The 19,007-nt window shown below is 56.8% G+C and carries 20 protein-coding genes; 6 read left to right on the forward strand and 14 right to left on the reverse strand.

Annotation, left to right across the window (positions count from 1 at the left end; translation table 11 throughout):
* Nucleotides 1-441: 441 nt before the first annotated feature.
* From VEB01_RS12845 to VEB01_RS12855, 3 genes are all read right to left on the reverse strand, one after another.
* Nucleotides 442-783 carry a c-type cytochrome gene (locus VEB01_RS12845; protein WP_324876071.1) on the reverse strand — a complete coding sequence of 114 codons (342 nt, stop codon included), beginning with the start codon at nucleotides 781-783 and terminating at the stop codon, nucleotides 442-444.
* 300 nt (nucleotides 784-1,083) lie between these two features.
* Nucleotides 1,084-1,344 carry a hypothetical protein gene (locus VEB01_RS12850; RefSeq protein ID WP_324876036.1) on the reverse strand — a complete coding sequence of 87 codons (261 nt, stop codon included), beginning with the start codon at nucleotides 1,342-1,344 and terminating at the stop codon, nucleotides 1,084-1,086.
* Nucleotides 1,345-1,576: 232 nt separating this feature from the next.
* A complete protein-coding gene (locus VEB01_RS12855; RefSeq protein WP_324876037.1) occupies nucleotides 1,577-2,017 on the reverse strand; it encodes a hypothetical protein in 441 nt (146 codons plus the stop codon).
* A 234-nt stretch (nucleotides 2,018-2,251) separates the two neighbouring features.
* Here VEB01_RS12855 and msrB point away from each other — a divergent pair, with 234 nt between their 5' ends.
* Nucleotides 2,252-2,716: a peptide-methionine (R)-S-oxide reductase MsrB gene (msrB, locus tag VEB01_RS12860; RefSeq protein ID WP_324876038.1), complete on the forward strand. Its 465-nt coding sequence runs from the start codon at nucleotides 2,252-2,254 to the stop codon at nucleotides 2,714-2,716.
* A 222-nt stretch (nucleotides 2,717-2,938) separates the two neighbouring features.
* Nucleotides 2,939-5,293, forward strand: a complete 2,355-nt coding sequence (gene ppk1, locus VEB01_RS12865) for a polyphosphate kinase 1 (protein WP_324876040.1) — start codon at nucleotides 2,939-2,941, stop codon at nucleotides 5,291-5,293.
* 29 nt (nucleotides 5,294-5,322) lie between these two features.
* Here ppk1 and ppx read toward each other — a convergent pair whose 3' ends face one another.
* Nucleotides 5,323-6,828, reverse strand: a complete 1,506-nt coding sequence (gene ppx / locus VEB01_RS12870) for an exopolyphosphatase (protein WP_324876041.1) — start codon at nucleotides 6,826-6,828, stop codon at nucleotides 5,323-5,325.
* Between the two features lie 151 nt (nucleotides 6,829-6,979).
* Here ppx and VEB01_RS12875 point away from each other — a divergent pair, with 151 nt between their 5' ends.
* Nucleotides 6,980-7,951, forward strand: coding sequence for an ABC transporter ATP-binding protein (locus tag VEB01_RS12875; RefSeq protein ID WP_324876043.1), 972 nt, complete (start codon nucleotides 6,980-6,982; stop codon nucleotides 7,949-7,951).
* 7 nt (nucleotides 7,952-7,958) lie between these two features.
* On the forward strand, nucleotides 7,959-8,723 hold the full coding sequence (locus tag VEB01_RS12880) for an ABC transporter permease (protein ID WP_324876045.1): 765 nt from the start codon (nucleotides 7,959-7,961) through the stop codon (nucleotides 8,721-8,723).
* Between the two features lie 97 nt (nucleotides 8,724-8,820).
* Here VEB01_RS12880 and VEB01_RS23125 read toward each other — a convergent pair whose 3' ends face one another.
* From VEB01_RS23125 to VEB01_RS12925, 10 genes are all read right to left on the reverse strand, one after another.
* On the reverse strand, nucleotides 8,821-8,958 hold the full coding sequence (locus tag VEB01_RS23125) for a helix-hairpin-helix domain-containing protein (RefSeq protein ID WP_414675467.1): 138 nt from the start codon (nucleotides 8,956-8,958) through the stop codon (nucleotides 8,821-8,823).
* Nucleotides 8,959-9,012: 54 nt separating this feature from the next.
* Complete coding sequence (locus VEB01_RS12885) at nucleotides 9,013-10,506, reverse strand: hypothetical protein (protein WP_324876048.1); 1,494 nt, start codon at nucleotides 10,504-10,506, stop codon at nucleotides 9,013-9,015.
* Between the two features lie 165 nt (nucleotides 10,507-10,671).
* Nucleotides 10,672-12,060 carry a class II fumarate hydratase gene (locus VEB01_RS12890; protein WP_324876051.1) on the reverse strand — a complete coding sequence of 463 codons (1,389 nt, stop codon included), beginning with the start codon at nucleotides 12,058-12,060 and terminating at the stop codon, nucleotides 10,672-10,674.
* Nucleotides 12,061-12,131: 71 nt separating this feature from the next.
* Entirely contained in the window at nucleotides 12,132-12,383 is a 252-nt protein-coding gene (locus VEB01_RS12895; protein ID WP_324876053.1) for a glutaredoxin family protein, read from the reverse strand.
* Between the two features lie 361 nt (nucleotides 12,384-12,744).
* The gene (locus tag VEB01_RS12900; RefSeq protein ID WP_324876055.1) at nucleotides 12,745-13,335 is read right to left on the reverse strand and encodes an Rrf2 family transcriptional regulator; all 591 of its coding nucleotides are present in this window, start codon (nucleotides 13,333-13,335) and stop codon (nucleotides 12,745-12,747) included.
* A gap of 80 nt (nucleotides 13,336-13,415) precedes the next feature.
* A complete protein-coding gene (locus VEB01_RS12905) occupies nucleotides 13,416-13,982 on the reverse strand; it encodes a hypothetical protein (protein ID WP_324876057.1) in 567 nt (188 codons plus the stop codon).
* Nucleotides 13,979-14,392, reverse strand: coding sequence for a hypothetical protein (locus VEB01_RS12910; RefSeq protein WP_414675468.1), 414 nt, complete (start codon nucleotides 14,390-14,392; stop codon nucleotides 13,979-13,981). Before VEB01_RS12910 ends, VEB01_RS12905 begins: the two co-directional genes overlap by 4 nt.
* Complete coding sequence (locus VEB01_RS12915; protein WP_324876060.1) at nucleotides 14,299-14,847, reverse strand: hypothetical protein; 549 nt, start codon at nucleotides 14,845-14,847, stop codon at nucleotides 14,299-14,301. The genes VEB01_RS12910 and VEB01_RS12915 overlap by 94 nt, the downstream gene beginning before the upstream one ends.
* Nucleotides 14,844-15,536 carry a cytochrome c3 family protein gene (locus tag VEB01_RS12920; RefSeq protein WP_324876062.1) on the reverse strand — a complete coding sequence of 231 codons (693 nt, stop codon included), beginning with the start codon at nucleotides 15,534-15,536 and terminating at the stop codon, nucleotides 14,844-14,846. The genes VEB01_RS12915 and VEB01_RS12920 overlap by 4 nt, the downstream gene beginning before the upstream one ends.
* A 161-nt stretch (nucleotides 15,537-15,697) precedes the next feature.
* The gene (locus VEB01_RS12925) at nucleotides 15,698-16,204 is read right to left on the reverse strand and encodes a hypothetical protein (protein WP_324876064.1); all 507 of its coding nucleotides are present in this window, start codon (nucleotides 16,202-16,204) and stop codon (nucleotides 15,698-15,700) included.
* Between the two features lie 219 nt (nucleotides 16,205-16,423).
* Here VEB01_RS12925 and VEB01_RS12930 point away from each other — a divergent pair, with 219 nt between their 5' ends.
* Both VEB01_RS12930 and VEB01_RS12935 read left to right on the forward strand, forming a co-directional pair.
* Nucleotides 16,424-18,403 carry an AAA family ATPase gene (locus VEB01_RS12930; RefSeq protein ID WP_324876067.1) on the forward strand — a complete coding sequence of 660 codons (1,980 nt, stop codon included), beginning with the start codon at nucleotides 16,424-16,426 and terminating at the stop codon, nucleotides 18,401-18,403.
* A gap of 33 nt (nucleotides 18,404-18,436) precedes the next feature.
* Entirely contained in the window at nucleotides 18,437-18,895 is a 459-nt protein-coding gene (locus tag VEB01_RS12935; RefSeq protein ID WP_324876069.1) for a hypothetical protein, read from the forward strand.
* Nucleotides 18,896-19,007 lie beyond the last annotated feature (112 nt).

The following is a 19,007-nucleotide window of genomic DNA, read 5'->3' on the forward strand; positions in this document are numbered from 1 at the left end:
TTCACAACCGGGTCTTTGACAGCCTTGATGCTTTGGAAGACCACTTGGAGCACGCCTTGCGAGATCTCGAAAACGATCCCGCACGCGTCTATTCCATCACCGCCTGGTCTTGGATTGTTAATGCACTATAGATTGAAAAATTGAATTACTTTTTAATTCGGCCGTACAGAGGTATCGGAATATGAAGGCGTGGGCCGGGGGAGGGGCTTGGAGCGAGCGGGGTGAGGACAGACGGGCCGCTCCCGCCACGCAGACACCCGCCGGGTGCGTCCTCACCTTGATCCCTTCGACCGGGCTCAGGACAGGCCTCCCCCCGGGTCCGGGGGAAGGAAAGACCGCGGCAAACCGGAATAGATTTGTGCTCCCGGCATACGGCGCTCATTCCGGTCTATGCTACCAAGAGCATACAAGCGTAGCTGTAACCTGACTTTTTCAAGCGAGTTACTGCATCTCGACCAAATCGCCGGCCGGGATTGCGCCGTCCGAACGACCCTTAAGATAGGCATTAAGGCCGTCCATATTATCGACGACCGCCTTATTAGCCTTGTAAGCGGGCATATTCTTCCGACCTTCCAGGACCACCTGCAGGAACTGTTCCTTCGAAAGATTCTTCATGCTGTTGAGCAAATTGGGAAAAGCGGGGCCGCCCTCGCCCGTGGGGCCGTGGCAGGTTTCGCAGCGTTGGCCCTTGTAGATTTTCCAGCCCTCGAAGGTGGCTTTGTCGACTTTATTGCCCTCGACCTTGTATGCGACTTCGGCTCGCACCGTTTGCGCGGCTGCCATAAGCACGCAACATGCGATAACGCCCAATGCCGATTTAACTCCTGTCGTGGAATGAGATCTCATAATCAAACTCCTCTTACAGTCCGTGTTCGAATAACCGAGCGCTCGACGAGGCGCCGTTCGCGGCACGAAGCCGAAAACCCATGGCGCGATTCCCAAGCTCTTTGGTTCTCCAGCCGGATAATTGCACACAACAAAATAGGTGGCAAATGAAGCGGAAGTAGACGTCAGAGCTGATTTCTCACACGAAAAACGTCCGGTCGGTGCCATGCGCCGTGCTTGGGACAGACGATCGCCGACTTACGCCTCCTCGCGAAGGCGGCGCATTAGCCAGCCGCGGAAAAGCGCGGAATCGGTGATGGTGGGCAAACCTTTTGTTTCCAGAAATTGGTCTAGCTCGGCAGCGGACGAGGGTTCCCGTTCGTGCTCGTACCAAAAAAGATCGCGGAGAAATTCCCGCCCGAATCTTTCATGAAGGCGCGATTTGCCTTTCGTCTGTTCCTGGAGTCGCTTTGCTCGGAGTGCTTGAAGATCGATTAAATTTGAATTCTCGTCGGCCATGGCCGAACCCCCGGTCGGATGGATTGTGGCTAGTGTCGTTTGGCATTGTAAGACTTCGGTGGTCTTCGCCTCGCGCGTTTCAAGACCCCCAGTCGAGGCCCGGTAGCGCACCGAAAAAAGAAATTATCGCAAACTACGAGAACGAAAACTTAGGTCGTCGTGCAAAATGAACGGCTATGGCAAGAAACGCAGTGCATATCAAAAGGAACTTATAGGCTAGTCACGGCACGATTCAAGGATCGTATTCCACATGAATATGATGTTTTTCCCCGATTACTTGAAAGTCATCGCCCAAACTTCTCCGTAATTCGCGGGTCACGTTCGAGCGAGTCGCCGGAATGAAGTACTTGGCCCGAAAATCGACGGCCAGGCCCACATAATGCAGGCTTCCGTCTTTATGCCGGCCGTCCAAACCCGATGTGACGACCAGCATTCTGCCATGCCTAATCCAAATCCGGCTGGCTTTATGAATGGCGGAATACATCCTGGAATCCAGCCCGTGCAGAACAACGTCTTTCTTGGCCGCTATTCCGGCTGGAGGCTTCAGTAGAGAGTGCGTGCCTATGAGCATCACGAGCTCGTCGCCCGCCGCAAAGATCGGCCTAAAAAACAGCGCGCTCAACAGCAGCGCGGCGGCCGGTCTCGTCGGGATTCTCCTTGACTTCGGTTTCACCTGGCCCTCCCGGAAAATCCGTTGGGTTGGCAAGATAAAATTAGACGGGCTAAACGTCGCCGGGGTTTTCCGTCAAAGGATTTTTCGACCAACTTTCTGTGTCATAAATCTTTAAAAGCGACTGATTTATAAGAAAAATCAGAAAGAAGGGCGCGCCAGTATTTTGAACATCGACGCGGGAATGTCATGAGAGCCTTGTTATTATTGATTACCCTGTTTTATGGAGACCTAGCCATGTCTTGGAATTCCTCACAATTCAAGAAGGAAAACAAGGAAGACCTCCGCGAGAAGCTGACTAGCGAACAGTTTAAAGTGACTCAGGAAGACGGAACCGAGAGGGCGTTCAAGAATGCCTATTGGGACAATCATCGAGAAGGTATTTATGTCGATGTCGTCTCGGGCGAACCGCTCTTCAGCTCTCTCGACAAATTCGATTCGGGCACCGGCTGGCCGAGCTTCGCCAAACCCTTGGAACCGAACAACATCGCCTACCGGCAGGACCGATCCTGGTTCATGGTTCGCAATGAAGTCCGCAGCAAGCACGCCGATTCCCACTTGGGCCATGTTTTCGACGACGGTCCGCCTCCCACCGGAAAACGCTACTGCATGAATTCGGCAGCTTTGCGGTTTATTCCCAAGGAGGATTTGGAAAAAGAAGGTTACGGCGAATATCGAGGTCTTTTCGAAAAAACCAAATGACGGAATTCGGAAGAGACGCCGATAGGCGTTTCTGAAACTGGAGTAGCCTTAAGTCGCCACCACGTTTTCGTCTTCATTCCAGGCGCGGGTTGGGTCGGCAATAAGCCGGCCGTTCCCGCGATATGTCGTTTTGAATTAACAGTCATTCTGATCCGGACCGGCTCCGTTCCCGCCGCGAGGCCGACGCCGGTGCGCTATGATTGCCAAATCAGAAGAATTTTGATGGGGGATACGCTTTTGATCATCAGCCACGTAAAAGGTATCGGCAAGTCAACTCGAACCATTTTGGCGGAGCATGGGATTTTTTCGGTCGAAGAACTGGCGAATGCCGATGCGGAGCAATTGGTCAAAATGGCGGGCTTCAATAAAGCCAAGGCCATGCGCATGATTCGGGCGGCCAAGTATCTGGTGGGCGACATGAAAAAGGCGACCGGCGCCATGAGACTGTTGCATAAACGTCCGGACGGATCGGCGGAACCTAATGCCGATAGCGAAACTACCGCTAGCACTATCGATTTATCCGACGGACAGCTTTATATCAATCGCGAGCTGAGTCTTCTGGAGTTCAATCGCCGTGTGCTCGAACAAGCCAAGGACGAGCGTACGCCACTGCTGGAGCGCCTGAATTTCCTTTGCATTTCCTGCTCCAACCTGGATGAGTTCTTCGAGGTTCGCACCGCCGGTTTGATCCAGCTGGCCGATTTGGGAGCGATGCAAACGGAGCCCGACAGTCTCACTCCCCAGGAAGCTTTGGTCGCGATCAGCGCTCGCGCCCACGATCTGGTGGCCGAGCAGTATCGGGTACTGAACCAGGTTATGCTGCCTTTGTTGGAGGAGCAAGGCATACGGTTCGTCCGCCGGACCGAATGGAATTCCTTCCAACTCGCTTGGCTTAAGAAATATTTCGAGGAGGAACTGCTGCCGATCCTTAGTCCGATCGGTTTGGACCCGGCCCATCCGTTTCCGCGCATCCTGAACAAGAGTTTGAACTTTATCGTGTCGCTGTCCGGCAAGGATGCTTTCGGCCGCGACATAACGCTAGCCATATTACAGGCGCCGCGAGCCTTGCCGCGCATCATTCAACTGCCGCAAGGGGAAACCGAGAGCGGTTCGCACGACTTCGTGTTTCTTTCGTCCATCATTCATGCCTTCGTCGATGACCTGTTCTACGGCATGAAAGTGCGGGACTGTTATCAGTTTCGGGTTACCCGGAACAGCGAAATGTACCTGGATGAAGAGGAAATCGATGATTTGCTCCGGGCTTTGGAAGGCGAATTGAGCACCCGCAATTATGGTGACGAAGTGCGGCTGGAAGTGGCCGATAATTGCCCGGATGCGATCGTGGAGTTCCTGTTGAGCCAGTTCGGTCTTACCGAGGACCGGCTTTACCGGGTGGATGGCCCGGTCAATCTCAGTCGGACGCGCGAAATCTACGATCTGATCGACCGGCCCGATCTCAAGTATTCGCCGTTCACCGCCGGATGCCCGAGCCAGCTTGTCGGCGGAAGGGATATTTTCGAGGCGATCAAGAAGCAGGACATCCTCCTGCATCAGCCGTACGAATCCTTTACACCCGTCATCGAGCTGATCCGCCAGGCGGCAAACGATTCCCAGGTGGTCGCCATCAAGCAGACCTTGTACCGAACCGGCCCGAATTCCCCCATCGTGGAGGCGCTCCTCAACGCGGCCCGGGCAGGCAAGGAAGTTACGGTGGTCGTGGAACTGCGCGCACGTTTCGACGAGAAGGCCAATATTTCGCTGGCGACACGCTTGCAGGAGGCGGGAGTCCAGGTGGTCTACGGCATCGTGGGATACAAGACGCACGCCAAGATGCTGCTGGTTTTGCGGCGCGAGGGCCGGCACCTCCGCTATTACACCCATCTCTCCACCGGCAATTATCACCCGCGCACGGCCCGGCTCTACACCGACTACGGCTTATTGACCGCCGATCAGCAATTGGGGGAAGACATCCGCCGGGTGTTTGTCCAACTCACCAGCCTCGGCAAAGTGAGCCGGCTGAACAAGCTGCTGCAATCGCCATTTACCTTGCACCAAACCTTGTTCAAGAAGATCGACCGCGAGTCCGAGCATGCTCTGGCCGGCCGTCCCGCCCGCATCATCATAAAGGTCAATGCGGTGGCGGAGCCGCAGTTGATCCAGGCGCTTTACCGCGCCTCCATGGCGGGTGTGGAGATCAAACTGATCGTCCGCGGAATTTGCTGTCTCCGTCCCGGAATACCCGGCGTATCGGAAAATATCGAAGTCCGCTCGATTATCGGGCGATTTCTGGAGCACAGCCGCGTCTACTGGTTCGAGAACGGCGGGCATCCGGAAGTGTATCTGTCGAGTGCCGACTTCCTGTCCCGCAATATGTTCCGTCGTGTCGAGACCTGTTTTCCCATCGAGAACAAGAAGCTGGCCGAACGCGTCCGGGCCGATCTGGACCTCTATCTCCAGGACGACAGCCAGGCGTGGCTGCTGGGCTCGGACGGAAACTACCAGCGAACACAGCTTGACGGGTCCCGCGGCACCCAAGCGCAGGCCGTTTTGCTGGAGCAATTGAAGAAAACGAGCTAAAGGAGGGCTTGAGAGGCCAAGCCCGGATGTCAAAGATAAGTCAGCTCGATCTCGGCGGCGCCCAGGTTACCGGCTTCCTGCTCGAGATCGGCGGCGGTTAACGGCTGATTTTCCAGCCACTGCTTGGGGAATCGTAGATCGACCCTCGAATCGCCGAGGCCGAGCTTGATGTTGGGAAGCGGATTGCCGTGCCGGCTGCGGTTCAACACGATAGCCAGCCGCAACAGCACGGCCAGGGGCTTCGCGGCTTGGTTCCACGGCGGGGTCAACTCTTTGAAAAGCTTGAGTTGGAATTTCCGCCGGTGGACGCGCACCAAGGTAGCCAGCAGCACTTGATCCTGACGTGAGAAGCCGGGCAAATCGGCGTTCTCGATGATATAAGCGCTGTGCTTGTGATATTGGCTGTGGGCGATATCCAGGCCGATTTCGTGCAAGGTCGCCGCCCAATTCAGCCATTGCTCGGCCGTTTCCCGATCGATAGCGCCAACCGATGGAACCTGCCGCAGAAAAGATTTCAGCGTTTCCTGGATGCAGCTCACGTGTTGCAAGTCCACATGATAACGGGCAGCGAGCGCTGCAACCGTACGGCTCCGAATGTCGTCGTGGTAGATTCGGCCCAGAAGATCATAAAGCAAGCCCTCCCGTAAGGCGCCATCCGAAACCTGCATGTGCTGCATATCGAGTGCCTTGAAAGTCGCATACAGAATGGCGACGCCGCTGGCGAAAATGGGATAGCGGTCCGGATTGAGGTCCGGGAATCCCGATTTGTCGACCTGTCCGAGGGCTAGGAGGGTATTGACCAGCTGGTTGAGACCGTCCGCGGTGATACCGTCCTTGCTCCATCCGCGGTCGACTAATATTTTCCGGATTGCCCGCAAGGTGCCGGATGCGCCAACGGCTTCGTCCCAGCAGCCTTTGCGAAGGGCATACTCGAAAGGCTCCAGTTCCTGCCGGGCCGCGATGACCGCATGCTTGAAGCGTTTGTTCGTGATCTTGCCGTCGGAAAAATAGGCGAGACCCATGGATACGCAGCCCATCCGCAAGCTTTCTTTGCGAAGCGGGACCTTGTCGACGCCAACGATGTACTCGGTGCTGCCGCCACCGATGTCCATCACCAGCCGCCGCTTGCCGTCCGTCGCCAGGCTTTGCGCAACGCCTTCGTAGATCAGTCGTGCTTCCTCGATGCCGGAGATAATGTCGATCGGATGTCCCAGAGCCTTTTCGGCTTCCACTAGAAACTGCCCCGCATTGCGTGCCGCGCGCAAGGCGTTGGTGCCTACGGCTCGGACGCTGCCCGGCGGCATATCCCGGAGCCTCTGGCCGAAACGCTCAAGGCACGATAGCGCCCGCTGTTGCGCGTCCTGGGTCAGATGGCGCTGAGCATTGAGTCCCGCTCCGAGGCGAACCATTTCCCGGAGCCGGTCGACGATGATCAGTTCGCCGGCCCGGAGCTTGGCGACCACCATGTGAAAACTGTTGGAACCGAGGTCCACGGCCGCGACGTGCTCGGGAGGATGCTTTTGCGATTGACTCATTGTATCGAGGAGGGAAAGGAGAGGACTTTAGCGAGGGTGGTATTTGTTACAATCTCGCGGTTAACGAGGTGTCCGGTCGATAGTTTCAAAGCACGGAGACCTCGCGGTATAGCCGTATTTTTACAAATATCGCCGGCAAAAACAGCCAAAAATGAACGCGCTTTCCATTCGCAATCTGCGAAAAACTTATAAAAGCGGCTTGGAGGCCTTGAAAGGCATCGATCTGGACGTCGAAGCCGGAGATTTTTTCGCGCTTCTGGGACCCAATGGCGCCGGAAAATCGACCACGATCGGCATCATCAGCTCATTGGTAAACAAGACCAGCGGCACGGTCGAGATATTCGGCCATGATCTCGACAAGGAGCGGGAGGCGGCCAAGCGCTGTATCGGGCTGGTGCCGCAGGAAGTCAATTTCAACCAGTTCGAAAAGGTCCTGCAAATCGTCGTCAACCAGGCCGGATACTACGGCATACGCCGGAAAGAGGCGTTGGCGCGTGCGGAGGAATGCTTACATCAACTGAGTCTGTGGGACAAGAGGAACAGCGTGTCCCGCCAGCTTTCCGGGGGCATGAAACGACGCCTCATGATCGCGCGGGCCTTGGTTCATTCGCCGAAACTGCTCATTCTCGACGAACCCACGGCCGGCGTGGATATCGAGATTCGCCGCTCCATGTGGGAGTTTCTCCGAAAGATCAACCGGGAAGGCACCACGATCATACTGACTACCCATTATCTGGAAGAAGCGGAAAATCTGTGTCGCCACATCGCCATCATCAATCACGGGCACATCGTCGAGCACAATGCGATGGCGGATTTACTGGGGAAACTGCACATCAATCGCTACATTCTCGAGTTGAGAAATCCCGCGCCATTCGTCACGGCCGTCGAGGGCTACCAGCTGGAGCTGCTCGAAGATCGTACCTTGGCCGTGGATGTGCCCATGGATTTGGGTCTCCATAGCTTGCTTGACCAGCTTGCCGCGCAGGGCCTGGAGGTGGTCGGCATACGTAACGCCGCGAATCGGTTGGAGCAGCTATTCATCGATTTGGTGGAAAACCAGCGCATCGATTCGACGCGAAAATCCGCTTTGACCGAGTCGCCAGCTTCGTTGCTCGAAAAATAACACCCGCATGCAGTACCTGATTGCCTTTCAAACCATCCTGTTCAAGGAGATTCACCGGTTCGTCCGCATCTGGCCGCAGACCATCCTGCCTTCGGCCGTGACCACCTCGCTCTACTTTCTGATCTTCGGTACCCTGATCGGCGGGCGGGTAGGGCCCATGGCCGGGATGTCTTACATGGACTATATCGTGCCGGGCGTCATTTTGATGTCGGTCATCACCAACGCGTACGGCAACGTCGTGGCTTCCTTTTACTCCACCAAGTTCCAGCGGAACATCGAGGAGCTGTTGATCTCGCCGGTGCCCAATTGGATCATTCTGGCGGGGTACGTCGGTGGGGGGATAGCCCGCGGTTTGGCCGTAGGCAGCGTGGTGGGTATCGTCGGGATGTTTTTCACGGATGTTCAGCCGGCTCATCCCGGTGTGATCGCGGGCGTGTTCTTTATGACCGCGACCTTGTTTGCGCTGGCGGGTTTCATCAATGCCGTTTACGCCAACAGCTTCGACGACATCTCCATCGTCCCGAATTTCGTTCTCACCCCGCTCGTTTATCTGGGCGGCGTTTTCTATTCGATCGAGTTGCTGCCCGAGTTGTGGCGGAAGGTCTCCCTGGCGAATCCGATTCTGTATATGGTCAATGCCTTTCGATATGGATTTTTAGGCGTGTCCGACGTGGATATCCGGATCGCGTTTCTGATCATCGTCGGCTTTATTTTAATTCTCATGGTCTGGAGCCTCATATTGCTTCGGCGTGGTACGGGGCTTAAGACCTGAAAATTCGCGAATGCCGGCCAAAAGGCCTGAGGGCATATATAACTCACAGGACCGGATCGTCCCGCTCCGAATCCAGCGATGGCTGTTCGCTCACGGCTCAGCGAATCTTGCATGCCCACGCGCCAGGCACGCACATTAGATCATTCACTGTCGCGCTGAAGATCGCTTCCACACTGCCGAAGGTCTCCAGCAATCGGGCTGAGGATTCGGGACCTATTCCCGAAAGTGCCTGCAAAATCTGAAGCCGCGTTTTGAGAGCAAAAGGGGGCTGACCCTTGGACTTACGCCCTTATGGGAGATACCGCACCAGGGCGAAGTTGAAGCTGGGACCGCCGATAGCGGCGATAGGAGCGTCAGAACCGCCTGCCACCACGATCAGCCCATCGGGCTGAATGACAATGGCGTTGGCCTGGTCAGTGCTGCTATTCAAGACATGGTCGCCGGTGGTGTTTGCCAGATCGGTAAGCACCCGATTATTGGCCCCGAAGTCGGTCGTCGCGACGCCATTCAGATCGTAGCGGACCAAGGCGAAGTTGGTATTGCCCACGCCAAGGGGGGCGTTGGAGATTCCGGCTGCGACGATTCGGCCATCGGCCTGCATTGCGGCGGCAAGCGCCACATCAACGCTGCGCTCGACGGTCCCATCGCCAAGCGCACGGTTATCAAAGTCCGTGATCGAGAGCCCCGGGTTTTCCGAGCTGGCGTTAAAGGTCGGATCAAGGCTGCCATCCAGATTGTACCGTGCCAAGCCGAAGTTAAGATCCCCGTTGGGACCGTTGGTCGTTCCCACCGCCACGATCCGGCCATCGGGCTGGATGACGAGCGCACTGGCCACGGCGCTTGTGCCACGAAGACAGGTCGCTACCCGGTTATCGGGCCCGAAATTAGTATTCGGAACGCCATTGTTATACCGAACGAGGCCGAAGGCTGCCGGACAATCGGGGCCGGGGGAAGTGCTGCCCGCCACCACGAGCTGACCGTCCGGCTGTATGGCCACGGCAAAGGCGTCATCCACGCTGCGATTGCCAAAATCGGTGAGCACGGTGCCAGGGAATAGGGCATTATCGCCGAAGGTCGGATCGATGATGCCATCAGGACTGTACCGGACCAAGGCAAAATTACCCTCGCCATTAGGCGCATTCGAAAAACCTACCGCCACAATCTTGCCGTCGGGCTGGAGGGTGAGGGCTCTGAGTTGGTCAAGCGAACGAGTTCCATCGGGTAATTGACGAAAATCCGTAAGCGTCGTGCCGGGGAAGATGGCATTATCCCCGAAGGTCGGATCCACGCTGCCATCGGGGTTATAGCGAACCAAGGCGAAGTTGAAGTCGCCATTGGGGGCATCGGAAAATCCTCCAACCACGATCTTGCCGTCCGGTTGAATAAGGATGGCGCGCGCCGTATCCGAACTGTTTCTGCTGGGATCATCGGGGTCACCGGTGGGCACGTCGGTCCGGAAATTCGTGATCCCCCCGCCGCCGGTGCCGAAGGTGGCATCCATGGTGCCATCGGGGTTATAGCGAACCACGGCGAAGTTGTTGTCGCCATTGGCAATGGGGGAAGTCGTGAATCCGGCCGCCACGATCTTGCCGTCGGGCTGTATGGCCACAGCAAACGCCTGATCAGTAGCGGTCTCGAAGGTCGTGAGCACCCGTCCGAGGACGCCAAAGGCGGGATCCGGGGTGCCGCTTTGCGCATGAGATACGCCTGTTATCGCAGTGCCAAACACCGTCGTCAGGCTGACTAGTAAGCCGGGCAGCCCCATGGTCTTTTTTCCTTTCATGGCGTTTTCTTCCTGCAGCAAAAAGAAGAGATTTGCCTAGATTAGACCAGGACACTTGCAGATTTCTCTCGTAGCCTCCGGGAATTGTGCCGCAAGCGTTCTGCGCTTTCAGCAAACGAGAACAGCTCCAGAGAGATAAGAGATAGGTGTCATCGTGAAGCTGCTTCAGCTCTGAATGCCTCCTTTCGTCAGCTTCGTTGGATCGAGAAGTATGCCCAATTCCTCGCGCGGGATGCCGGTCATCTCGGCGGCCACCTCGATGATCGGCCGTTGCTGCTTGTAGGCCGCCTTGGCGACCTCTGCCGCTTTGAGATAGCCGATGACGGGATTCAAGGCGGTAACCAGGATGGGATTGAGCGCCAGCGCTTTCTTGAGATTGTCTTCCCGAACGGTGAAATCGGCGACGGCCTTGTCCGCCAACTGACGCGAAACATTCGCCAGCAGGTCGATGCTCTGCAGCAGGTTATAAGCGATGACCGGCAGCATGACATTGAGCTGGAACGATCCGGATTGGCCGGCGACGGTGATCGTGGCATCGTTGCCGATGACTTGGGCGGCAACCATGCAGACGGCTTCCGGAATCACTGGATTGACTTTGCCCGGCATGATGGAGCTTCCCGGCTGCAGGGGCGGCAGTTCGATTTCCCCGAGGCCCGCCAAGGGCCCGGAGTTCATCCAGCGGAGATCGTTGGAGATCTTCATCAGGCTGACGGCCACGGTTTTCAATTGGCCGGACAACTCCACGGCGGCGTCCTGGCAGCTCAGGCTTTCGAAGAACGAGACATTGGGCGCGAACGGCAAGCCCGTGGCATCGGCCAGCGCCTCCGCCATTTTCGCCGCGAATTCAGGACGGGCGTTAATTCCCGTGCCTACCGCCGTGCCGCCCTGCGCGAGCTTGTAGATGCGCGGTAAAGACGCCCGCAGACGCTCCACGCCGTTTTGGATTTGCAACGCCCAGCCGGAGAGTTCCTGGCCCAAGGTTATGGGCATGGCGTCCATGAGATGGGTCCGCCCCGTTTTGACCACCTGTTCGAGCGACTGCGCTTTGTAGCCGATTGTGGCGTGCAAATGCTCCAGCGCGGGGATCAGTTGCGCGTTGGCGGCGAGCGCGGTGCTGACGTGGATCGCGGTGGGAATGACGTCATTGCTGCTTTGCCCCATGTTGACGTGATCGTTGGCGCTCACGTTCTGTTCGCAGCTTTTCGAAGCGAGAGTGGCGATCACTTCGTTGATGTTCATGTTGGTGCTGGTGCCGGAGCCGGTCTGGAATACATCCACCGGGAACTGGTCGGCATAACGTCCGTCGATGATGTCCTGGGCCGCTCGCTCGATGGCCGCCGCAATGGCGCTATCCAAAAGCCCCAGCTCCTTGTTTACGTGGGCGGCGCATTGCTTGATCAAGGCGATGGCTCCGATAAAAGCCGGCGGCATCCTGAGCCCGCTGATGGGGAAGTTCTCGACAGCGCGCTGGGTTTGGGCGGCATAAAGGGCATCAGCCGGCACCTGCAGTTCGCCCATGCTGTCTTTTTCGATGCGGAAATTGGTCTGGTTCATGGCGTTGAAAATCGAATAAAGAGTTTGAGTTTGATTAGCCTTGGTGGCGGGAGAGAGTGCGCCAACCGGATTTACGACAGGTCTTGTAGAAACTCACTGAGCCGTTCGGCGTCGAAAGGCCAGCCGAGTTCGACGCCCGAGACAGGGTCGAGCACGACCGGAATCCGTACGCCATAGCGGTCCTCCAATTCGCGGTTTTCGGCGATATCCACTATTTCGACAGGTATTTGCAGGTGGCGTGTTCGGACGGCTTCAGACAGCAGAATTTCCGCGTCTTCGCACAAATGGCAACCGTAGGTGCCGTAAAGTATCAGCCGGATCAATCCCGCCCGTCCTCGCTGAATGCGGCCACGGATTCGTAATTTGTCATCCGATTTATGAGCACGATAACAAGAGCCTCGACGATAAATGTTTAAGACAACAGAAGATGCAGAGGATTTATTCTTCGCGAAATGCGCCAAGTCAATCAGAGTCTAAGATGCTGTCTTCAAGCGTTGCGAGCGATGTCAGGACAAGACGCGAAGTCGTCATGGCCGCGCGCAGTAGTTTGAAGACAGCATCTAAGCTGATCTCAGGCCATTCGCGAGTGGGTAAGCTTATCAGATTGGAAGCGAATCATGCCGAATGTAGGTTATTCGGCCTGTTCCGCAAGCTGAAGAATACGAGCTAAAACGGACGGATGGGTTATAAATCCAGGGATTTCGCTTGGATGCTTGTTGTGTCCCGAGGACTGGCCTCGCCGAGCTCCGCCGGTAGGTCGGCGTTCGGAGTCTTACAGCAAGTCGCGCCGCGGCAATCCGCAGTATCGCAATGCGGCCGGTCTTCGATGATCGGGTGTCTCGGGAAGGCAAGCGTGTCCCCGGCGAACTGAATTTTTTCGGCACGCAAATCGGCCAAAGTGTAGCGTTCCAGAACAGCCATGAAGGCTGCGGTGGCCCGATGCAGCGCTTTTTTCAGCCGACAGTCCGGCAAAGCCGCGCAATCGAGCCGTTCCTCGCCGAAGCATTCCACGATCTCGAAACCGGGCTCCATCTGCCGCAGGACTTGTCCGACCGTAATCTGCGCGGGATCGCCCCGCAACTGGATGCCGCCGTGCTGCCCCCGGGTGGTCTGGATATATCCTTTCAGACCGAGGTCGTGAACGATCTTGATCAGGTGATTTCGCGAGATACCGTAATACTCGGCGAGTTCTTTGACGGTCACCCTTCGCCCGGGGTTCCGGAGCAGATAAATCAACACCCGCAGCGCGTAATCGGCGTATCGGGTCAGATGCATGACTGAACTCCCGGATGCTTTCGGCGCATACTCATCTCCTTTCCGACAGCTTTTTAGTTGCCGCAGACACGCTCACCTTGTCACTCATAACTGAACGCCACATAAGCGTGATAGGCGATCAGGGCCAGCAGGGCCGTCGCAAGGACCACATGACCGACCACCCAAGCCTGGCTCAGCCAGACCTTTCTAAAGCGCAACAGCCTCTCGTGGAGCAAGCCCATGGCGAACACTGCGAAGAACACCGCGCTCAAGGCCGAGAGGTAGGCGTAACCCCACTGCTGGGCGTGCGCGTAGAAAAACAAAGGGGCGAGCGCGCCCCAGCGCTTGTGGCGGCTCAGGTCCTGCCGCATTGTCGTCGGATCCGGCTTCGTCCGCCGTGCCGTCAGCCGCCATTGGTGGGCGATAAACAGCCCCAGAAACCCACCCGAAAGCTGCTTATAGCCTTCATGGGTTTGAAGTTCCGCCAACCAGCGCCAGGTCCAGCCAAACCCATACTGAAGGGCGAAACTCGCCAGCAGGATGACCCCCAGCCAGAAGTACGCTTTTCCCGTTTCGAAGGGTACGGAATTTCCGTGGCGGTACGCCAGGGAATCCGACGGCTTGAAGAGCTGGGCACTGAAGTGCTCGAAATCGAAGAAGGGCTTCATGGTTCGAAGACTCCCCGGTTGCGTTCCGGCGTTTCGCCGCCGGAGGGGCCTCGCGGCACGGCTTCCACAAGCACGGCGCTCAGGGTTTGCGGAGAACTTCGATGGTCGAGTTCGGCCATGAAAACCTCGACGGAAGGCAGAAAGTAACCGTCTTGCGGCCATTTGGCGCCGATCTCGGGATGCCTGGAAAAGGTTTCGGTCTTGGTTAGATAAGCCGAGTAAGCTTCCCGAAAGCCCTGACGCAACGCGGCCACTATCCGCAGGAGCTCCTCGGTGGACACGGCAGGGTCCGGATAAGACCATGTCGTCGCGCCCATCACATCGCGCAGCTTCCAGTCCTTTTTCGGCGCATCGGGATGATCGTTATGACAGTTGACGCACGGCTGGACGACGGCCGTGTCCGGAAACATGGCGGTATAGAGTTGGGTATCCTCCGCGAAGAAGAACTGCGGCGCCTGGGTGTGCTGATCAGGGCGAACTTGTCCATTTGGAGACCCTGGAACCGATTCGCCGGATTGAGAGGAAAATCCGAGCCCAGGAATAAACTCAACCGCACCGGGCCTTTCTCCAGGCTGGTGGCGGTTTCGCGCAGGAAGAGGGCGGGCAACGGACCGGCGTCCACGTTCTCATCCCGCCAATGCTCATCGAATTTGAGCCCGGCCGCTTTGCCTTTGCCGACGATCTCCTCGGTCCACAAGATCCTAATGGCGTCGTTTTCCGCTTCCACGATGGCGAAGACCTGCTCGATCGGAATCGACGATCCGGAATCGGGCTTTTCGGGCAGCGGCGGTGGCGCGCTGACGAACAGATAAACTATAAGCGCGGTCAAGGTCAGTACGGCGATGACAAACCCTTTCTCCTTCATGACTTCGCCTCCTTTTTCGCCTTGTAGCGCTTGGTCTTGGCATAGGGTGAGGGCGCCCCGGCGAAATAGTTCCGGATTTCGGCCGTCGGCAAACCCTCTGCCACTACCTTGCGGACTTTCATGATGTGGTTGCCGTGGAAATCATGACAGCCGAGGCAGCTCTCCCACTGATTGAGGGCAATCAAGTTCGCATGGGAAATGTCCAGCGGGTCTTTCCTGAGCTTCGTCTCCCGGTGACAGACTTCGCAGTAGGTCGTCATGGACAGCGTCACGCGCCGGCCCCGATGCTCGAGGTGGCAGGACACGCAGAGTTGTGGTTGAAGCTTGGCTCGTGCTTCGGCAAAGCGCGGTTCGCAGAAGCGGAATACCGTGTGCCGGTCGTTGGGCCGGTCGTGACAACCCAAACAGATGTCGTTGGTCACGCCGAGATAGCCGAAATCGTCCAGTGTTTTCCTCAAGCCCACCCAATAGCGGACGCTGGCCTGCACTTGCTGCCGCAAGCTGCGGGGAGCGCTCTTGTGGCAGGATTCGCATCGGAGGGCTTCATGGCCGGTATTCATGGGGCCTCGCACGTGCCAACGCTCCTGACTCGGCGCAAGCAACGCGGCGAGCGCTGCGGCTCCACCCGCCAAGCCGGCGATGAAGCCGATGCGCTGACGTTGCCGTACCCGATTGGCCGGGCTCTTCATGCTCGCGTGTTCTCCACCCAGAACGGCGCCTTATCCACAAACATATCGTCTCTGCTTTTGTAAAGTGCCAAAACGAGAGCCGAACAATTCCACGCGTCAAAATCGCGGCTTACCGGATTCGGCTCACCAAGGAGGCCCTCACATCCTGAAACCGACATGCTTTAATGACCCCGCGGTGTATTCCGGTAAGGCTGGAATATCTGGACGGGGAATGAATCGGATTTCCCAGCACCGTGCGAGTCCGTAAGGGTCAGCCGGTAAGCGGCTGGGCGCAGGACCGGCGGTAACGCGGCGGCGACTCGGTTGTTGGAGAAGTTCTTGACGGCAAGGATCTCGCTGCCGAGTGTGACCGAAGGTTGTGCCGAGCCGAAATTCGTGCCGGAAATGATGAGACACCGCGTTATGGCGTCAATCTCCACCTGCGAAATTTCAGGTGCGGTGAGTGGCGGAACGGAAATCTCCCCGGCTAACCCAGTTTGGCAAAGGCCGATGATCATTGCGGTTGCAACGCTTTGGACAGATTGTTTGATCATGTTTCCTTCTCGCAATTTAGTGCCGATGTAATGCCCAACCAAGGGCGTATTGAGTAGATAAATCTTTTCGAAGCTCTGAGCCGCGCAGCCCCATGCAACAATGCTTATTTGTACGCATGCTCGCTGGCCCACCATTTACGTCATCCACGATGAATATTCACCTTAGCGTTAATCATGACTGGATGGAGATCGAAAATCGTCAGGAAACGGTTAAATTACGGTCAATTGTGTTTATAGTTCGTTTGTCATTCAGGAATTCCGGAGACAGTGGGAACGTACATCAATCAACAGTTGCTTTTCGGTCCATTCAGATTGGATCCCGGTAATGTTGTTTTGTGGTATGAAGCGAAGGTAGTGAACTTGCCGCCAAAGGCCTTTGCACTGTTTCACTACCTCTTAATGCACCCCGGTCGGCTACTGACCAAAGACGCTTTGCTCGATGCGTCCTGGCCGCGCCGCTACGTTAGCGAGTCTGTTCTGAAAGGATGCATCAATGAGTTACGCAAAGTGCTGGCCGATGACCCGAGGTCGCCCCGCTATATCGAGACGGTGGCGAAGCACGGCTATCGCTTTATCGCCGAGGTGAAGCCGGCGGACAGCGGACGAGCCGATGCCTCTGAACTGTTGCCATTAGCGGCCTATCGGGCGTGGCATAGCGCCTGTTCGACGCATTGGGTAGGGCGTCGGAACGATCTCGCGTGGCTGGAAGCTCGCTTGGAGCGGGCAAGACATGGCGACCGGCAACTCGTCTTTTTTACCGGCGAAGCCGGAATCGGCAAGACCACGTTAATCGAGATGTTTCTGGCCAGGGTGAATAGCCCGAATCCGGCGCTATTGCGCGCCCGATGTGTCGAACAGTGCGGCGTAGGAGAGGCATTCATGCCTTTGCTCGAGGCTTTGGAGCGCCGATACCGCGATGCCGAAGGCCAACGACTGATCGATCGTCTGCGGAGGCATGCACCGACCTGGCTCATGCAAATGACGTCCGTCTTGACGCCCGCGGATAAGGATAAGCTCAAGCAGGAGGTGCTCGGTGCGACCAGCGCCAGAATGCTGCGGGAGGCGGCCGAATTTTTCGAGAGCATTAGCTCTGAATGTCCCTTGATTCTGGTAATCGAAGACCTGCATTGGAGCGATTACGCCACCCTGGATCTCATTTCCCTGCTTGGGCGGAGGCGTGCGCGCGCGCAGCTATTCGTGATAGCGACTTACCGGCCGGTCGACGTGATTTTGGCGCAACATCCGGTCAGGCGGATCAGGCAGGAATTACAGGCGCGTGGTTTATGTGGCGAGCTGGCGGTTAACGGCCTATGTGAGGACGAGGTCGGAGAATATCTGATATCGCGGTATCCCGAAGAAAGGAAGCACGAAACCTTTTCGTCGTCCATTTACCGATGGACTGAAGGTCATCCTTTTTTCATGGTCAACCTTGTCGATCACCTTCTTGAGTTGGGCCGCTTATCACCGCACAGCGATCAGGAAAGCTTAAGCCTCGGAATACCCGATAACCTTCTGGAAATGATAGGGGCCCAAATCGAGCGCTTGAACATGTTCGAGCGGCGGCTGCTCGAAATGGCGAGCGCGATCGGCGTGGAATGGTCCGCGGCGCTGCTGGCGGCCGTATCCGGCGAAGACTTGGCGACGGTTGAATTGTGTTGCGAAGAACTTAGCCGACGCGGCCAGATGCTGAAATCATGCGGTGGCGACGAGTGGGCGGACGGAACGGTGTCCGGACGCTATGGTTTTCGGCATTCTCTTTATCGCGAGGTTTTTTATCGCCGCCTCGCAGCGGGACGGCGGATGCAATTGCACCAGTCCATCGGAGAATGCCTGGAAATCGTTTATGGAGAAAAGTCCAGAACGATCGCGGCGGAATTGGCCAACCATTTCGAGCAAGGCAGACAGCTGTCGAAAGCCGTCGTATATCTGCGTTTGGCGGCTGAGAACGCCATGCAGCGGTATGCCAATCGTGAGGCCGTCGACTATATCAACCGCGCGCTGGGCCTGTCCGAGTCGCTTCCGGAAACCGAACGCAGCGCTCTATCCATTGAGTTATTGCTTAAGCGAGGCGTTGTAAAGCGCACGATGGACGACATGGATGGAGCAGTGGAGCACTTTTCGGCCGGATGTGCCCTCGCTCGTGCGGCAGATCAGCGACTCTGGGAGATCGAGGCGTTAATGGAACAATGCAAGGTCTTTTATTTCGTGGACCGGTCCCGCTGTTTGAGTGTGGCGGCAGAGGCGGTCGAACGCTGCCGGGACTTGACGGACGAAACGATCAAAATCCAGGTCCGTGGCTCCTGTGCCGGGTGGAATATCAATTTGCGGGGATGAAACGACAACGATGCCCACGATTGCCGTCTCGCCATGGAAATGGCCTGTGCAACGCAGAATCCCCAGTTGCTTCACTCGAGTCTCACGCTACAGTCCACCCTGGAGTATTCCACAGGCAACTACCGGTCGGCGATCGCCATAGCCCGTGAGGGGATTGAGATCGCGCAGAACATGGGCGACGCCTTGCAATACCTGATTTGCGAGGCGATCTGCATCAGGTCGCTGCTGCATATAGGCGAATGGGGTGAAGCCAAGCTCCACCTCGCCAACGCCTTGCAGATCGCGGATAAGAACGGCAACGTATTCGCGGCCACTTTTTTTACGTCGGCAATGGGATGGCTACATGAACTGGCGTTCGATTATGAGGGCGCTCGGTGCCTCTGCGCGGCCGCGATGGAACAAGTGCGCGATGACCCGGGCTCGTACAACGCTTTTTTCGTACTGATTCGATTAGGCTTGGCCCATCTAGTGTCCTGTCCCATTAATACGTAGCATAAATCTTGCTTAATTTCTGGGTGTCTTTAGATTTGAGGAGATACCCAATGAAAAACGGCCGCCCGAAAGCCGAACTGGTCATCACACCCGCTGAACGCGAACAACTGGA

The organism is Methylocaldum sp., from assembly GCF_035627495.1.
Taxonomy (GTDB): domain Bacteria; phylum Pseudomonadota; class Gammaproteobacteria; order Methylococcales; family Methylococcaceae; genus Methylocaldum.

What these genes read in the sequence shown, in the direction of transcription:
- VEB01_RS12905 (WP_324876057.1), bottom strand. Translation starts at nt 13,982, where the DNA reads ATGAAGCCCTTCTTCGATTTCGAGCACTTCAGTGCCCAGCTCTTCAAG.
- ppx (WP_324876041.1), bottom strand. Translation starts at nt 6,828, where the DNA reads ATGAGTCAATCGCAAAAGCATCCTCCCGAGCACGTCGCGGCCGTGGAC.
- VEB01_RS12935 (WP_324876069.1), top strand. Translation starts at nt 18,437, where the DNA reads ATGGAAATGGCCTGTGCAACGCAGAATCCCCAGTTGCTTCACTCGAGT.
- ppk1 (WP_324876040.1), top strand. Translation starts at nt 2,939, where the DNA reads ATGGGGGATACGCTTTTGATCATCAGCCACGTAAAAGGTATCGGCAAG.
- VEB01_RS12920 (WP_324876062.1), bottom strand. Translation starts at nt 15,536, where the DNA reads ATGAAGAGCCCGGCCAATCGGGTACGGCAACGTCAGCGCATCGGCTTC.
- VEB01_RS12875 (WP_324876043.1), top strand. Translation starts at nt 6,980, where the DNA reads ATGAACGCGCTTTCCATTCGCAATCTGCGAAAAACTTATAAAAGCGGC.
- msrB (WP_324876038.1), top strand. Translation starts at nt 2,252, where the DNA reads ATGTCTTGGAATTCCTCACAATTCAAGAAGGAAAACAAGGAAGACCTC.
- VEB01_RS12850 (WP_324876036.1), bottom strand. Translation starts at nt 1,344, where the DNA reads ATGGCCGACGAGAATTCAAATTTAATCGATCTTCAAGCACTCCGAGCA.
- VEB01_RS12910 (WP_414675468.1), bottom strand. Translation starts at nt 14,392, where the DNA reads ATGTTTCCGGACACGGCCGTCGTCCAGCCGTGCGTCAACTGTCATAAC.
- VEB01_RS12885 (WP_324876048.1), bottom strand. Translation starts at nt 10,506, where the DNA reads ATGAAAGGAAAAAAGACCATGGGGCTGCCCGGCTTACTAGTCAGCCTG.
- VEB01_RS12890 (WP_324876051.1), bottom strand. Translation starts at nt 12,060, where the DNA reads ATGAACCAGACCAATTTCCGCATCGAAAAAGACAGCATGGGCGAACTG.
- VEB01_RS12925 (WP_324876064.1), bottom strand. Translation starts at nt 16,204, where the DNA reads ATGGTGGGCCAGCGAGCATGCGTACAAATAAGCATTGTTGCATGGGGC.
- VEB01_RS12845 (WP_324876071.1), bottom strand. Translation starts at nt 783, where the DNA reads ATGGCAGCCGCGCAAACGGTGCGAGCCGAAGTCGCATACAAGGTCGAG.
- VEB01_RS12900 (WP_324876055.1), bottom strand. Translation starts at nt 13,335, where the DNA reads ATGCATCTGACCCGATACGCCGATTACGCGCTGCGGGTGTTGATTTAT.
- VEB01_RS12880 (WP_324876045.1), top strand. Translation starts at nt 7,959, where the DNA reads ATGCAGTACCTGATTGCCTTTCAAACCATCCTGTTCAAGGAGATTCAC.
- VEB01_RS12915 (WP_324876060.1), bottom strand. Translation starts at nt 14,847, where the DNA reads ATGAAGGAGAAAGGGTTTGTCATCGCCGTACTGACCTTGACCGCGCTT.